Origin of the sequence: Niastella caeni, assembly GCF_004834005.1 — a bacterium.
GTDB classification, from domain to species: Bacteria; Bacteroidota; Bacteroidia; order Chitinophagales; family Chitinophagaceae; genus Niastella; species Niastella caeni.
In genome coordinates this window covers 824,266-840,070 of the sequence record NZ_STFF01000003.1, presented here as the reverse complement: position 1 = coordinate 840,070, position 15,805 = coordinate 824,266, and the positions used below count along the sequence as shown (strand labels likewise).

Annotated in this window: 13 protein-coding genes; 6 read left to right on the top strand and 7 right to left on the bottom strand. The window is 43.2% G+C overall.

Translation table 11 applies throughout. The features are described 5' to 3' along the window. The first annotated feature begins 119 nt into the window (after window positions 1-119). Both FAM09_RS14525 and FAM09_RS14520 read left to right on the top strand, forming a co-directional pair. Window positions 120-2,156, top strand: a complete 2,037-nt coding sequence (locus FAM09_RS14525) for a glutaminase family protein (protein ID WP_136577839.1) — start codon at window positions 120-122, stop codon at window positions 2,154-2,156. Between the two features lie 195 nt (window positions 2,157-2,351). Continuing rightward, the gene (locus FAM09_RS14520; protein WP_136577838.1) at window positions 2,352-3,185 is read left to right on the top strand and encodes a metallophosphoesterase family protein; all 834 of its coding nucleotides are present in this window, start codon (window positions 2,352-2,354) and stop codon (window positions 3,183-3,185) included. Between the two features lie 23 nt (window positions 3,186-3,208). Here FAM09_RS14520 and FAM09_RS14515 read toward each other — a convergent pair whose 3' ends face one another. Then, window positions 3,209-3,946: a hypothetical protein gene (locus FAM09_RS14515; protein ID WP_136577837.1), complete on the bottom strand. Its 738-nt coding sequence runs from the start codon at window positions 3,944-3,946 to the stop codon at window positions 3,209-3,211. A gap of 561 nt (window positions 3,947-4,507) precedes the next feature. On the opposite strand from FAM09_RS14515, the gene FAM09_RS14510 reads away from it, so the two are divergent. Then, entirely contained in the window at window positions 4,508-5,353 is an 846-nt protein-coding gene (locus FAM09_RS14510; protein WP_136577836.1) for a CvfB family protein, read from the top strand. Between the two features lie 28 nt (window positions 5,354-5,381). Then, entirely contained in the window at window positions 5,382-5,873 is a 492-nt protein-coding gene (locus tag FAM09_RS14505) for a GNAT family N-acetyltransferase (RefSeq protein WP_136577835.1), read from the top strand. Between the two features lie 5 nt (window positions 5,874-5,878). On the opposite strand, the gene FAM09_RS14500 is transcribed toward FAM09_RS14505, so the two are convergent. After that, a complete protein-coding gene (locus FAM09_RS14500; protein ID WP_136577834.1) occupies window positions 5,879-6,850 on the bottom strand; it encodes a M23 family metallopeptidase in 972 nt (323 codons plus the stop codon). Window positions 6,851-6,909: 59 nt separating this feature from the next. On the opposite strand from FAM09_RS14500, the gene FAM09_RS14495 reads away from it, so the two are divergent. After that, the gene (locus FAM09_RS14495; protein ID WP_136577833.1) at window positions 6,910-7,503 is read left to right on the top strand and encodes a protoglobin domain-containing protein; all 594 of its coding nucleotides are present in this window, start codon (window positions 6,910-6,912) and stop codon (window positions 7,501-7,503) included. Here the strand turns inward: FAM09_RS14495 and FAM09_RS14490 are convergent. From FAM09_RS14490 to FAM09_RS14470, 5 genes are all read right to left on the bottom strand, one after another. Continuing rightward, on the bottom strand, window positions 7,482-9,005 hold the full coding sequence (locus tag FAM09_RS14490) for a hypothetical protein (protein WP_136577832.1): 1,524 nt from the start codon (window positions 9,003-9,005) through the stop codon (window positions 7,482-7,484). The two genes, FAM09_RS14495 and FAM09_RS14490, sit on opposite strands and share 22 nt — an antisense overlap. 124 nt (window positions 9,006-9,129) lie before the next feature. Then, window positions 9,130-11,244, bottom strand: a complete 2,115-nt coding sequence (locus FAM09_RS14485; protein WP_136577831.1) for a xanthine dehydrogenase family protein molybdopterin-binding subunit — start codon at window positions 11,242-11,244, stop codon at window positions 9,130-9,132. Between the two features lie 114 nt (window positions 11,245-11,358). Further along, window positions 11,359-11,829 carry a (2Fe-2S)-binding protein gene (locus FAM09_RS14480; protein WP_136577830.1) on the bottom strand — a complete coding sequence of 157 codons (471 nt, stop codon included), beginning with the start codon at window positions 11,827-11,829 and terminating at the stop codon, window positions 11,359-11,361. A 267-nt stretch (window positions 11,830-12,096) separates the two neighbouring features. After that, entirely contained in the window at window positions 12,097-12,534 is a 438-nt protein-coding gene (locus FAM09_RS14475; protein ID WP_136577829.1) for an SRPBCC family protein, read from the bottom strand. Between the two features lie 204 nt (window positions 12,535-12,738). Beyond that, window positions 12,739-13,071: a YegP family protein gene (locus FAM09_RS14470; RefSeq protein ID WP_136577828.1), complete on the bottom strand. Its 333-nt coding sequence runs from the start codon at window positions 13,069-13,071 to the stop codon at window positions 12,739-12,741. Between the two features lie 237 nt (window positions 13,072-13,308). On the opposite strand from FAM09_RS14470, the gene FAM09_RS14465 reads away from it, so the two are divergent. Beyond that, window positions 13,309-15,789: a YfhO family protein gene (locus FAM09_RS14465; RefSeq protein ID WP_136577827.1), complete on the top strand. Its 2,481-nt coding sequence runs from the start codon at window positions 13,309-13,311 to the stop codon at window positions 15,787-15,789. Window positions 15,790-15,805: the final 16 nt, after the last annotated feature.

Genomic DNA, 15,805 nt, shown 5'->3' with positions numbered 1-15,805 from the left:
CTTGCTAACGCCCTAAATTCGGTCATTAAAGTAAATTGCAAAGAAACTCATGCAATATTCCGGCCTGATTTTAATCAGCCTATCAATTGAAGTCAACACGCTAATCACCTTGTCTGCATATGAAATTTACCATTTTACTTCCTGTTTTGTTGTTTTTTTCGGCCATAAGTTTAGCCCAACTAAAAAAAGCGCCGGCTTATCCGTTAATTACCCATGATCCATACTTCAGCATTTGGTCGTTCTCCGATGAGCTTGCCTCCGGTTCTACCAAACACTGGACGGGCGCCGATCAGCCGCTGACGGGCTACATATGGATCGATAGTTCATGCTATCGCTTTATGGGCAAGGGTTTTAAAGAGAAGGAGGATGCTTTTTCCGGGAAAATGGTCGAGAATAAATTGTCGCCCATAGCCATCGCACAACAAAAATCGGTAACAGTAACTGCTACCCGAACCAGTTACACGTTTACCTGTGGCGCGGTTGACCTGCAATTGCAATTCACTTCACCATTGCTGTTAAATAATTGGCTGGTGTTGACCCGGCCCGTTTCCTATATTACGGTAACCCTGCAATCGAACGATGGCAGGGAGCATGAAGCGCAGGTATATATAAGCGTATCAACCAATGCATGCGTTAATAAACCAGATCAGGAAGTGGAAGCAAAAAGATATGCTTCTGCCGAAGGTTTGCCCGTGTTAAAAGCCGGCACCCTTCAGCAACCGGTATTACAAAAAAAAGGCGACGATTTGCGAATAGACTGGGGCTTCCTGTATGTTTCAGCGCCAAAAGGCGCCAATACGCGGCTGGGCATTGCTACAGACACTTCCGTGATCCCTGGTTTTATTAAAGCCCCTGCTTCAATTACCGGTAAGCAACTGGTATTGGGTGCAACCTTTCCCATAATTAAAACGAACGCAAAAGCGCAGGAGCAATTCATTATGGTGGGGTATGACGACCTGTATTCCGTTCAGTATTTTAATCAGGACCTGCCACCGGTGTGGAAAGCCGAAGGGCGTACTATTGAAAAGGAGCTGGCCCGTGCCGCGGCGGATTATAAAAGCATCATGCAGCAATGCGCTGCGTTTGATCAGAAGCTATATGCCGATGCAAAGAAAGCTGGCGGCGAAAAATATGCCCAATTATGTGTTGCAGCGTACCGGCAAAGTATTGCGGCGCACAAGATCGTAAAAGACCCGAAAGGGGAACTGTTGTTCCTGTCGAAAGAAAACTTCAGCAATGGCTCTATTAATACTGTAGATGTTACGTACCCCTCAGCGCCTTTGTTCCTGTTATATAATCCCGAACTGTTAAAGGGCATGCTGAATGGTATTTTTTATTATACCGAAAGCGGCCGCTTTACCAAACCTTTTGCCGCGCATGATCTGGGAACCTATCCCATTGCAAACGGGCAAACCTACGGCGAAGATATGCCGGTAGAAGAATCGGGTAATATGATCATTTTGACGGCAGCAATTGCCAAAGCAGAAGGCAATGCCAATTACGCTAAAAAGCACTGGAAGGCGCTTACCACCTGGGCGGAGTATTTAAGTGAGGAAGGGTTTGATCCGGCCAACCAGTTGTGTACCGATGATTTTGCCGGTCATCTTGCGCGGAATACTAATTTATCAGTAAAAGCTATTGTTGCCCTGAGGTGTTATGCCATGCTCGCTGAGATGCTGAATGAAAGCTGGCCTGCTACCATGTATGCATCCCGGTCGCGTCAGATGGCTACCAAATGGCAAATTATGGCAGAAGATGGAGACCATTTTGCATTAACCTTTTCCGACAAAAATACCTGGAGCCAGAAGTACAACCTGGCCTGGGATAAATTATTAGGCCTGCATTTGTTTCCCGCTGATGTATATGAAAAAGAGATCAGGTATTATCTCACCAAACAAAATACCTTTGGACTGCCATTAGACAGCCGGAAAACGTATACCAAATCAGACTGGATCCTTTGGACGGCTACATTGGCCAGCACACAGGCCGATTTTGAGGCGTTGATCAACCCGGTTTATGTGTATCTTACAGAAACGCCAACGCGGGTGCCGCTGAGCGACTGGCACGAAACCACCAATGGCAAGCAGGTAGGTTTTCAGGCCCGCAGTGTAGTGGGCGGGTACTTTATGAAAATGTTGGTTGATAAGTGGAAATAAGGTGTTTTAAAGAAGCAGTTTATGGTTTGTGGTTTGAGGTTTGTGGTTCTTTAAATTCGGGCAGTTTTTACCCTGGCGAGATATCTCAAAGCGCGGGGCAACAACAAACAACAAACAACAAACCCAGGCCAACCATAAACAAAAAACCATAAACTATAAACCAGAAACAATAAACAACAAACCATAAACAAAAAAATGGATCGTCGTTCATTCCTTAAAAACTCCGCACCGGTTCTGCTTTTGTTCACAAACGGCGAACTGTTGTATCGTTCCGCTTTGTCGTTAACATCTGATCGTGTAAAAGTAAAATTTCGTTTTGCCGTAGCGAGTGATGGACATTTTGGCCAACCAAAAACAACCTGGGATACTGATTATGGCAATATTGTTCAGCACATCAATCAACAGCGCCGGTTAAAAGCCTGTATCATCAACGGCGATATCATTCATGATGACCCGGCTATGTTGCCTTTGGCCAAACAGCATCTCGACAAACTGAAAATGCCTTATTACGTAACGCAGGGTAATCACGACAGAGTGGATGAAGAGTTGTGGAAGAAGACCTGGAACATGCCTCTGAATCATTCGTTTGTGGTAGATGATCAGGTGTTCCTGCTGGCAACCACTTCCAACATTAAAGGCGAATACATTTGTCCGGACCTTGACTGGATGCGCGCCCAGTTGGAAAAATACAAGCAGGCGCCGAATGTGTTTATAGCCATTCATATTACACCGGTTAAATGGACCGACAATGGCGTAGATTGTCCGGAGTTCATTAACCTGTTGAAAGATTATAAAAATGTACGCGCGGTATTCAATGGCCACGATCATGACCAGGACGATATGAAAGAACGGGAAGGCATTCCTTTCTTATTCGATTCGCATATTGGCGGAAACTGGGGAACCAATTACAAAGGTTTCAGAATGGTAGAGGTGATGAGCGATAATACCGTTGCCACCTATATCTTAAATCCCGGAACAAAACTGAATGAACATACGCTGCCCGAAAGACAGGTGGCGGTAAAATCATAAGAGTCGCATTTTCTGCAACCTCATTAATGAATAAAATCAACCTTGCCTTTTAAACTTTGTTCAGTGCCATGTAAATAGTCATAGTCTGACCGGCTGTGAATTTCCAGCGAATAGGAAGGTATTTGAGAATTTATGATGGTTAGCCTGATCACCTGGTCGGTTAATTTGTATACGCGGGTAATTAATGGATCGTTGTACATAACGTAGCAATCCTTTTCGGGAATTTGTAAAATTCCGATCTCATTGATGGTTGACTTAAATGTTTCCAGGTCGCCAAAACTGAAGCGTAATGAATGGTGGAAAGTATGTTTGTCGAAGCTTTTTACTTTCAGGTCAATGGCATTGAATAAAAAGAACTTGGGCATGGTGATGGTGAAGGAGTTCGTAAACAGGGTTTTGCTGTTTATTTTGGTATCAACCAGGCTTAGGTATTCGATCCAGGCGGGGGCTTCAAATTTGGTGTTTTCCAATAATTGGGTATGAAAAAAGTTAGCGGTCAGCGGGTTGCCTTCGGGTTTTCGATGGATGGCCAGGGAGTCTAAAAAGCGCCTGGTGCGGGATTGGAAAATACTGCTGTCCACCTCACGTAAGGTGGTAATTCCTTTCAGCTTCCACATACCGGTTTCAATATAATCCTGGATACTGATCAGTGAAGATTTCTGAAGCGATAATAATTTGCCAAGGCTTACATTTTGAGCAGCTAGCGCCAACGGCGAAAAGAAACCTGCAAGCAGTATCCATTTATTGAACAGTCTTCTCATAACCAGATAACAATGAAAGGCATAAATATAGTCACTTTGGCTATGTAGCCGTTTGAAACGGATAGAATCGTCAATTTATTTGATTATTATCAAGAAACCGTTCGAACCTTTCATTATGCGCCACCAACTACTAAAAATTGCAAAAACGATTGTTAGTAACGGAAACTAACAGGGTAGCGGGATTTTAAAGCGGCATTGGGCTGGCGCCTTTTAGGCTTCCCCCAAATTCTTTCACTATGTTTTTATACAGAAATGGTGCTTCCCCAGATATTTTCACTGTGTTTTTATACAGAAATGGCGCCTCCCCAGATATTTTCACTATGTTTTTATACAGAAATGATGCTTCCCCAGATATTTTCATTGTGTTTTTATACAGAAATGGTGTTTCCCCAGATATTTTTACTATGTTTTTATATAAAAATGGTATCAAAATATATATAAACCGACCGTTTTTAAATATAAACGAAGCGCTACCGTACGAAATCATTAGAAACCAAGAACTTGAAACCAAGAACCAAGAACTTAAAACTAAATAGCGTTTCTTTGCAAAAAAGCAGGTAAATGGCAGATAGCAGCATAAAAGTTGGGGAATACAATATTTTAAAGGTAGCCCGGGCATTCGATTTTGGACTGTACCTGGGCGAGGGTAAGGATGTAGTGCTGCTGCCAAAACGGTTTGTGCCGTCCGGCGTGGAAGTAGGCGATACCCTGAAAGTTTTTGTTTATCACGATTCGGAGAACCGGCTGATCGCCACTACCCAGCGACCCATAGGCATCGTAGGCGATATTGTTTACCTGCAGGTGGTATCGCTGACCCCACAGGGCGCTTTTATGGACTGGGGGCTGATGAAAGACCTGTTTGTGCCCAAATCGAAGCAACTGGAAGGTATGCGCCTGGGAGGCCACTATCTCGTAAAAATATACCTCGATGAGCAAACGGGCCGCGTGGCGGCATCTGAAAAAATTGAACATTACTTAAGCAATGAGCTGCTTACCGTAAAAGAACTGGAACCGGTTGACTTACTGGTTTACCGCCGTACCGATATCGGCTATGTGGTGATCATCAACAACCGGCATACCGGCGTACTGCATTTCAATGATATTTTCCAGGAAATACAGGTGGGTGATAAGTTGAAAGGCTACATAAAGAACATCCGGGAAAATAATAAAATAGATGTAGCTGTAGGAAAGGCCGGTTACCAACGGGTAGAAGATGAAGCGGGCAAGGTGATGCGTTTGCTGGAAGAGAACAATGGCTACCTGCCTTATAACGATAAATCGAATCCCGAAGACATTTATTCCTTTTTCGGCATGAGCAAAAAGACCTTTAAGATGACCACTGGTAATCTCTATAAAAGCAGGAAAATTATCTTCACCCAAACAGGTATTAAAAAGGTGGAAGAGTAGAAGGTGATTGGCGTACATTTATGTTACAATGGAAGTAAGGATTGAACAATATACCGACCTGTATAAGCAACCAGTTATTGATTTAATTGTAAATATTCAAAGGGAAGAGTTCAGGATACCCATAACGCCGGAAGAACAACCGGACCTGCAACAAATACCTGATTTTTACCAAAAAGATAATGGCAACTTTTGGCTGGCAGTTGACAATGGCAGCGTAGCAGGCACTATTGCTTTGTTAGACATTGGCAATGGCCAGGGTGCGTTGCGAAAAATGTTTGTCGGCAAAAATTATCGGGGTAAAGAGCACGGCGTTGGGCAATTGTTGTTAAATACACTGCTGAGGTGGGCACAACAAAAGGGGTATACCAAAATATACCTCGGCACCACTGAAAAATTTCTCGCTGCCCACCGGTTTTACGAAAAGAACAATTTTGCTGCCGTAGCCATAAAAGATCTGCCTGACTCATTTCCCCGCATGGCAGTGGATGTTAAGTTTTACAGGTATGAATTTCAATCGTAGCAGGATTAATAATCCCGCATATAATCATTCCCTTCTTTTAATACGACCACACTATCCCCTTTATTGATCTTGAATCTGGTTTCTATTGTTTGCCACTTTTCAAATCGGCCTAAAAAGCAAGCAAAATGTAAATGAGGTCCGGCCGACCAGCCAACATTGCCGCTATATGCAATAACATCTCCTTGCTTTACATGATCTCCCGGTTTTAATTTTGATCCATTGTATTTTATATGCGCATAATATCCAAAAGTTCCATCAGGGTGCATAATTAAAATAAAGTTGTTATATTTTTTGCATTCTTCCTGTGGACACGATTCCGTATTGTTTTGTACGATCTGAACAACCCTGCCTTCTCTTACTGCCAATATCTCGGTTTCTTCCGGCATGGTAAAATCAAGCGCATTTTCATTTTGATGAGAGAAAGTTCCATTGTAACCTTGATTTACCTTATAGCTTTTACCTTTTTGAAAAGGCAGATCATAGGCAAAAGAGGTATCATACTTTTTTACGGTTACATCACCAATGGCCGTTTTGAAATTATAACTGAACTTTGTTTGATCTCCAATTCGTAATGGTGTCAATTCACCTATTCTGAATCGTTCTCTTTTAGGTGGAATTACATAGACCTTTTTATCCGATCCGGAAAAGTAAAGGTTTAATAAATTAAAACTGAATGTAAACGAAACAGGGTACAACTCATAATTGTCAGCATAGATAACAAACCCCTGATCTTTATTTTCGTAAAATACTTTAACCATCTGTGCTTTACTGAACGCAACGTAAAGACATAAAGAAGTGATTAATAAGGTTTTTTTCATATAATTTCCTTCAGGATTCAGGTCGGGTGCAAATTTATGCAATTGACTGTATTTGCTGCAATTGCCGGTGGTATCTGCAGGGCATAAATTTTCGGGCATTTTCTCCCGATTATTGTTCTGTTGCTGTTCTCCCTGTGTATTTTTTTTCCTGCCATGCATACACTCTTTAGTGGTACGGTTTTTTTAGAAATTTTTAAAATGAATAAAAACAATTAGTTATGCAATCAGTAGTGGACCATGTTGCCGGGTACGACTATGGGACAAAGGAATTGGCTACCTCACCGGTAACTATGGAGGAGCTGGATCAGTTAAAGCAAACTATTACGTTTGATCCGGAAGATGAAAGATACCTGCGTGTCGCAGGCGAGGTGCTGGAAGATCAAACTGAATCCATTATAAATATCTGGCGGGGAGTAATAACCGCTACACCGCACCTGGCGTATTATTTTAAAGATGCCCAGGGCAATATCGACGAAGATTATAAAATAAGGGTGAAGGAGCGCTTTAAGCAATGGGTCCTTGATGTGTGCACAAAGCCATATGACCAGGATTGGTTGAACTACCAGCACGAGATCGGGTTGCGGCATACACATGAAAAGAAAAATAAAACCGACACGGCTGCAGCTCCGCCGCATATTCCTATGCGATATGTTATTGCATTTACTGCCGTAGTGAATGATACCATTAAACCCTTCCTGGCTAAAAAAGGGCATAGTCTCGGTGTTATTGAAAAAATGCACAAAGCCTGGTGCAAGGCCGTATTGTTGCACGTTACCTTATGGACCCGCGCTTATTGCGACACGGCATGGTGACGGCGGGTAAATAAAATGTTGATCAGTACCAATGAAAAAGTGCTGTACACGATCATGGGAAAAAATTGAAAACGAAGTACAATAGGTGCGGCATAGATGCTGAAACAAAAATTGATGATCCAGAAGCCTCCAGCCAATAAAAGTGTACGGAACAAGCCGAATGGTAAGGAATAGCGCTTTACCCGGGCGATCACCATCACCAGTAACGTGCAAAAAGCAATATTTACCAACAGGAACCAATAAGGCATTGGTTGTAAAATAGTGCCTTGTATTGTTTTGTTAACACTTCTTACCTGGTCGCTTTTATATTTGAACCATTTGATAGCTGTGGAATCTACTGTATTAATTCCCGTATTATAAATGCATAGTGATTCCAGTTTCGGTAATCCATACCATTTTACATTGGGCCACAAATAATACTGCGCAAAGGCAACAGGATGTTGCCGTATAAGCCGGTTACTGTATTGAGAATATATAGGTGCTACCGCATGCCAGGCGTTGAAATAACCATTGATCTTCTTTTGTATTTGGAATGAATGGTGATAGGTTTTCAATGGGGCAGTACCGGCCCACAAATAATAGAAGGTTAAAGAGGGGTAGGGTCTTTCCGATACCGGCATGGTATCAAAATATTGTTTTACCACCCGGTTGAAGGCTTTACAATCAGCAGAGGGCAGGTCGGCATCCTGTACTTTAATATAGGGGTACATATGCAGCACATTGTTCACCGACATCCAACTGCCAAAAGCTGAAAATATCGCCGTACCGGTTTCTTTTTTGGTTATGTACCTGATGCGTTGTATTTCTATGAATATGGGCAGCACAGTAAAGGCTATGCCGGTCAGTTTAAAGAGCCAGTTGCATGCACAGAATAATAACGCCAAAAGCGCAATGGCCGGCAGGTATAAAGCGGCAAAACGCAACGTGAACAGCAGGAATAACAAGCCGGCCAGCGGTAATAACTGGATCCAGCGCGGCCGGTTGATGATCCAGAGTAATTGGGTAAACCATATTATGGCCAAACCAACAAACAGTGCATCGCTGCTTACATAATTGCTGATATATAATGCCAGGGGGTTAAATACCCCTATCGCAAACAGCACATGGCTAATAGTTTTGTGCAGGGGAAAGAAATACCTTACAGAAAAAAATAAAAGCAATACGCCTGTCTGTACTACCAGGTATTGAATAAAGATCAGCGCCGTATCGGAGGTGGTCATCAGGTGGATCAGCTCCAGGAACCTGGAATAGCCTATGGGCCGAACGCTGATGACATGGTGATGCGCGGCTGCATTGATATAGGTATAGCTGTCGGAAAAGAAATCCGGAAATGGATAGCAGATCTTGAAAATTACAAATTGAAGTAAGATACCTGCCAGTGCGATAAGCAGGTATCTTTTATTGACAGTATTTTTAAACAGGAAATGAGAAAATGTTGGTGTGGGTTCTCCTGTGCTGTTATTGTTTTTATGACGTTTGAACCAGGATAATAATTTGGTCATATGGCCGTAAAAATAGGAAGAAAGCCGCAAAAGCCGCTAAACGCTTAAAGCTTAACGCTAAACGCAAATACAGTTTAAGGTCCGGTTTTCGCAATTTGCGTTCGGCGTTCCGCATTCAGCCGCCTTAAGCATTTCCAAAAGGCAATTTCCTGATCCTTTTACCCGTAGCGGCAAAAATGGCATTGCAAACAACGGCTGCGATCGGCGGCAGGGCCGGTTCACCCAAACCGGTTGGCGCCTCATTAGTGGCAACAAACTGCACTTCCACATCCAGCGGCGCATCCTGCATGCGCATCATTTTATACGTATTGAAATTTTTCTGTTGCACCGCGCCTTTATCGAACGTGATCTCTGTACACCAGGCATGCCCTAATCCATCCACAATGGCGCCCTGTACCTGGTTCTCGGCGCCGCTCAGGTTCACTACCTGTCCGCAATTGACGGCACAATACACTTTATGCACTTTCGGCTTGCCATTTTGTATAGATATTTCAGCCACTTCCGCTACATATGTGCTGAATGAATAATACGCCGCAAAACCTTTGAACCGGCCGGGCGTTTTCTTTTCCCAGTTGCTCATTTTGCTCACCAGGTTAATGACGCTTTTGAACTTCTCAATATCATAATTCACCTTGCCCACCTGGTTGTTTTTTGCCTTTTCAAGCAGTTCGAGGCGGAATGCAATGGGATCTTTCTTTAACTCATGCGCTATTTCATCCAGGAAACTTTGTTCCGCAAATCCAATGGCATTATGCGTTGGCGCGCGCCAGGGACCGGTTTGAATGTTGGAAGTAAGTCCATGGCCATCCACGCGGTAATTGGCAAGCGCACCGGCTGGAAAATTATCAGCCGCGGCGGCCCGACCGTTCAGGGCTGCAGCGGTCAGGTACCAGCCATCGAGTTCGTTGTTATTGTTGATAGCAGCCCGGTAGCGATACATGCCATTGGGCCGGTAAAAATCACCCTGCATATCATCTTCGCGTGTCCATAGCATTTGTATGGGCGCCCTGGCAACGGAGGAGATCAGCGCTGCTTCTACTGCATTATCACTGCGTAGTTTTCTGCCAAAACCGCCGCCTTGCCGGGGCAGGCCCAGCGTAATATTATCTTCGCTAATGCCTAATGCTTTGGCTACATCGGTGCGTACCCTGCCCGGTACCTGTGTGGGTCCGTACAGGTCTGCCTTACCATCGCGCACATCTGCAAAAAAGTTGATCGGTTCCATGGGCGCATGGCTCAGGATGGGCACTTCATAAATGCTTTCCAAAACTTTCTTTGCATTGGTCAATGCATTCTCTGCATCGCCGTCGTTACGGTCGGGCTTTTCGCTTTTTTGCTGAATAAGGTTTTTGAAAGCGGCCACGTGATCGGCGGTGCTTTCGAGTTTGCCGGTATCTTCCCATTCCACTTTCAAGGCGTCACGTCCTTTTTTTGCCGCCCAGGTATTGGTGGCGAGAACAGCCACTACTGTTTCAGTTCGCACAACATTTTTTACGCCGGGAACTTTGCGGGCTTCGGTATCATCGAATGATTTTAATTTCCTGCCAAAGGCTGGTGGCCGTGCTACCATGCAGTAAAGCATGCCTTCGCGACGGGTATCGATACCAAACAAAGGTTTGCCAGTAAGAATATTTTTATTGTCGACGTTCTTTATTCTTTTGCCGATGATCTTGAAATCTTTCGGGTCTTTCAGTTTGATGTTTTCCGGCACCGGCATGGAAGCCGATTTGGTAGCCAGTTCGCCATAACTGAGTTTTTTACCGCTTGCTTTATGAATGACATACCCATTTTCGGTAGTGCATTCCTGTTCCGGTACATTCCAGGTTTGTGCGGCTGCCGCAACCAGCATCTGCCGCGCCACTGCGCCGGCTTTGCGAATAGGTTCATAACGGGTGCGAATAGCGCCGCTGCCACCGGCCCCCTGGTTGCCGTATTTGTCTTTATCATACGGCGCCTGGTTGATCACCACTTTGTTCCAGTCTACATCCAGCTCTTCGGCCAGCAGCATGGGTAACGATGTTTTTACGCCTTGCCCGATCTCAGGATTGGGCGCCATCAGCGTTACAATGCCTTTGGGATCTATGGAAAGATAGGCGTTGGGGGAAAAGAGCGGTGCATCGGCAACAGCTTCAGCAGTGATGTTGGCCAGCATTTCAAAACCAAACAATACGCCGCCACCGGCGAGGGAACTTATTTTAAGAAAATGTCTGCGTGATATATTTGTGGGAACCTGTTTCATATGTTAAAAAGAGTTTATGGTTTGTTGTTTATGGTTTATGGTTCATTAGCGCGGCAGCAACAACAAACTATAAACCATGAACTATAAACTGTTTCTTTACTTTCCATCGGCTACTCACTTCTTATCATTTGCTTTATCAGCTGCAAGATGCACTGCCTTACGAATTCTTACATATGTTCCGCACCGGCAGATATTGCTCATGGCCGCATTGATATCCTCATCGGTGGGGTGCGGTTTTCTTTTCAGGAGCGCAACGGCAGCCATTACCTGGCCACTCTGGCAATAACCGCATTGAGCCACATCCAATTCATCCCAGGCTTTTTGTACCGGGTGATCGCCGTTCTCACTCAAGCCCTCAATCGTAGTGATCTTGTTGGTGCCTACCGCAGAAACCGGGTAGGAGCAGGAGCGGATAGCACTGGTATCGTTCAACAGCACCGTACAGGCGCCGCATTGGGCAATACCGCAACCATATTTGGTGCCTACCAGGTTCAGCTCATCGCGCAATACCCAGAGTAATGGCGTATCGGGCGATACATCAACGGTATGCTTTTTATTATTGACGGTGATGGTAATGGAAGCCATGATACTGGTTTTAATAAAGTTAATTAAATCAGGGGTATATGACGGCAGAATGTGAAGGAAGGTTGTAACACTGTTCGAAAAATGATAATGAGGGTGAATTCCAGGGTAATTAAAGTTAATATATTGGTGGGAGGAGTAAAAAAAAGTGAACCACCTGGTAAGTAGTTCACTTTTTTAGTTATTCAGTTATTAAGTTCTTAGTTATTAAGTTTTTTAAGAGGCAGAACTAATGAACTCAAAAACTTACAAACTCAATAACTAACAAACTTATTGTTCCGCTAATTCCTTCACCCTTTGCAAGGCAATGGGAAATGTGGTCAGAAAGTAATCTTTATATTCTTCATTCATATCCAGGTCAACCACCAGCTCTGTTTTTCCCTGTACATCTTTTAAGGTATAGTTCTCATGAGCGCCAGCCCAGCCTTTTACTTCATCGCTTTCCGTATCTTCAATGCCGTCTTTCACAACGCCCAGGTGTTTAAAGCTCATGAATTGGTTCGGAACAGCATCATCAATGGTAGAAACCATACCCATGCCCTTACCGTCGAGGAACAACACTTTACTGCCTTTCTGCCAGTCGGTAATGGCGTGCGATCCTTCAGAAAATGGTTTTGTCCAGGCCTGATACGAATCATCGGTCCATAATACTTTCCAGACTTTTTCGCGCGGTGCGTCAATGGCGATTTTGAATTCCTGTTTTTCCATGGTGTGCAATTTTTTATTTTTTAAAATCAGGTTTGTTGTATGACCTAAAGTTCATGCAAATATTGAACCCGGGCGGGGGGTAGTTGGGACAAATTGAGGGGTGAATTGCGACAATTGCGTTCACTAACGACCAGTCGGCATTATATATGCAAAAAAATGTCCCGATTAAATCGGGACTTTAGCCTGAATTGCACGCTTTCTATATCAAATAGTTGCATCCTGTATAATGGCATCGGGCGCCTGGGTTTTTACAGACAGGATACCATTATTGCGGCCGGTTTCGCTTTCATATAATTCGCTCACGCCAATGGTTTGACCATTAGCCGCTTCCAGGGTGAAATAGAATTTTCCATTAGAGGAGATCTTTCGGTCGTATTTGTTTTCATCCACTGCATTGCGTTTTACCGAATCGATCCCGTTTTGGCAATTTGATTTTGTGGAATAGCCTTCGCTGCTGAGGATGGTTTCGCCATTGCCGGCTTTTAAGCTAAATTGAAATTCGCCACTTACGCGTTTTGTGATTACAAATTTTCCCATAACGTCAAGGTTTTTGGTTTTGAAATCCGGCACGCTTAGCCGGTATGTTTAATGGTAATTGATACTAACTATCACGTATAGTATAAAAATAAGAATATTGCTGAAATATGGTGCAGGGTTAGGGTTACTGGAAGAAGTTTTGATTTTGATCAATAAAGTGTATAATTTACCTGGTAAGCCAATGATTGGGCTTAAACAGGTATATTATAGTGCTCAATATATTTGAACTATTCTTGTATGAATAATAAATTTTTGTCCAGGGTCCTGCCTCACTTTATTGCGGTCATCATTTTTCTGGTTGTTGCTACTTTTTATTGCAGACCTGTTTTAGATGGTAAGGTGCTACAACAGGCCGATAATGTTCAATGGAAGGCAATGGCGCAAAATTCATTTGAGTTCAAAGAAAAATATGGCCGGTATCCCTTATGGACAAACAATCTTTTCAGCGGAATGCCTACCTATCAAATTTGTTTGGATTCCGATATTATTATTACGCCTAATTGGTTTTATAACATTTTTACGTTGTTTCTGCCAAAGCCAATCAGTTTCTTTTTCCTTGCCTGCATTTGCTTTTATTTTCTAACCCAAATTGTACGCATAAATCTTTACATAGGTATAATAGGTGGGCTGGCTTATGCGTATGCAACATACAACCCGATAATAATAGCGGTTGGGCATGATACCAAAATGCAATCTATTGCCTTGATGCCGGCGTTCATTGCATCGCTTATGCTGATCTATGAAAAAAAATACCTGTGGGGCGCAACGCTCACGGCCATAATCACTGCATTATTGTTAGCAATAAATCATGTTCAGATTATTTATTATTTATTAATGATCGCCCTCTTTATGACGGTGGGCTATGTGGTGTATTGGGTTCGGCAAAGAGACTTCAGGCGCCTGACTATTTCAATCAGTATAGCTGTATTGGCTGGTATTTTAGGTACGCTGAGTAGTGCAATTTCACTTTTTACCACATATGAGTCGTCTAAGACCAGCATTCGCGGCGGATCACAATTGCAGAGCAAAACTGCTACTAAGGGAGGGTTGAGTGCAGCATATGCTTTTGATTATAGCATGTATATAACAGAGCCTTTTGTGATGTTGGTGCCAAAAATATATGGCGGCAGCGATGGCCTTGAAGTGGATGAAGATCGATCAAAGGCGATAGAACAATTGCGACAAATGCCGCCACAATTGGCGCAGCAATTACAATATAACCTCCGGTTTTATTGGGGTGGTATTGGCGGTACAGCAGGTCCGCCATATGTAGGGGCCATTATTTGCTTTTTGGCGCTTTTTGGTTTTGTGGCATTGGCTGATAAACATAAATGGTGGATTCTGGCAACTTGTATATTGGCTGTTATAATGAGTTGGGGTAGCTATTTTGAAAGTTTCAATACCATTTTATTGCACGTTTTACCGGTGTACAATAAGTTCAGAGCGCCAAGTATGATCATTGTTATCCCAACATTCCTTTTTTGTGTAATGGCTGTACTGGCATTGCAGATGATCGTCAACACAAAAGTCAAAACAACACTCTGGCTAAAGTATAAAAAGAGCTTATTGTTTTCGGGTAGCATCTTTCTTGCACTACTGTTATTATATTTTAATGCTGATTTTACTGCAGACAGCGATAGGCAGCTTTTAAGCCGGTTTAGTTCAGCTTCTGATCAGGTGAGAGACTATGCACTGGGTTTTATAGCTGCTTTAAAAGAAGATCGAAAAGTGCTGTTTTTTGGCAGCCTGGTTCGTTCCTTATTATTTGTAGCTGCAGCCGCCTTGTTAATGTTGTTGTATCTTAAGAATAGAATAAAGGGACCGTATCTGATGGCGGGTATTGGATTGTTGGCTTTTATTGATGTAATAGCCATTGATGTAAAATATTTAAATAAAGATAATTACCAGGATGCATCTGACTACCAGCACGCAAACTTTACACCCTCTGCTGCCGATCAGCAGATCTTACAGGATAAAGGTAGTTACCGGGTATTTGATGTAAGGGAAGGGGCGCATAGTGCTTTTAATACAAGTGCATTGAGTGGATACTTTCACAGATCCATCGGCGGTTATCACCCTGCTAAACTCAGTATTTACCAGGACCTGATTGAACACCAGTTATACAATTACCCCAATTGCTCTCCGGCGATCAATATGCTAAATACAAAGTATATCATAGGGAAGGATTCTTTGGGGAAAGATGTTGTAATTACAAATCAGCATGCTTTAGGTGATGCCTGGTTTGTTAACAGTGTTCTATTTGAAAGTACTGCGGAAACGGTAATGAATGCATTAAGTAATTTAAACGCCAGGGATACGGCTATTGTGTTCACTAAGGATAAACAGCTTGTAACTGGGCCCTCTACGGGGAACAGTTCAGATGCCATTCAATTGGTAGAAAACAGGAATGATGAAATTACCTACAGGTCAAACGCCGCCTCACCACGTTTTGCAGTGTTTAGTGAAATATTTTATGAAAAAGGATGGAAGGCCTACATAGATAATAAGGAAGTTCCTATTGTTAGAACAAATTACGTTTTACGTGGATTAGCTGTTCCTGCAGGTCAGCATAGTATTCGCTTCCTGTTTAGGCCAGCCTCTTATTATACGGGTGTGAAGGTGGCAAAAGTTGCAGGGATAATAATTATTATGCTGTTTTTTGTATCCGTTTTCCTGACCTATAGGAGGTCTGCGCAAAAGAAATCACCAAATCTCTGAATCCCGGAATCAGAAA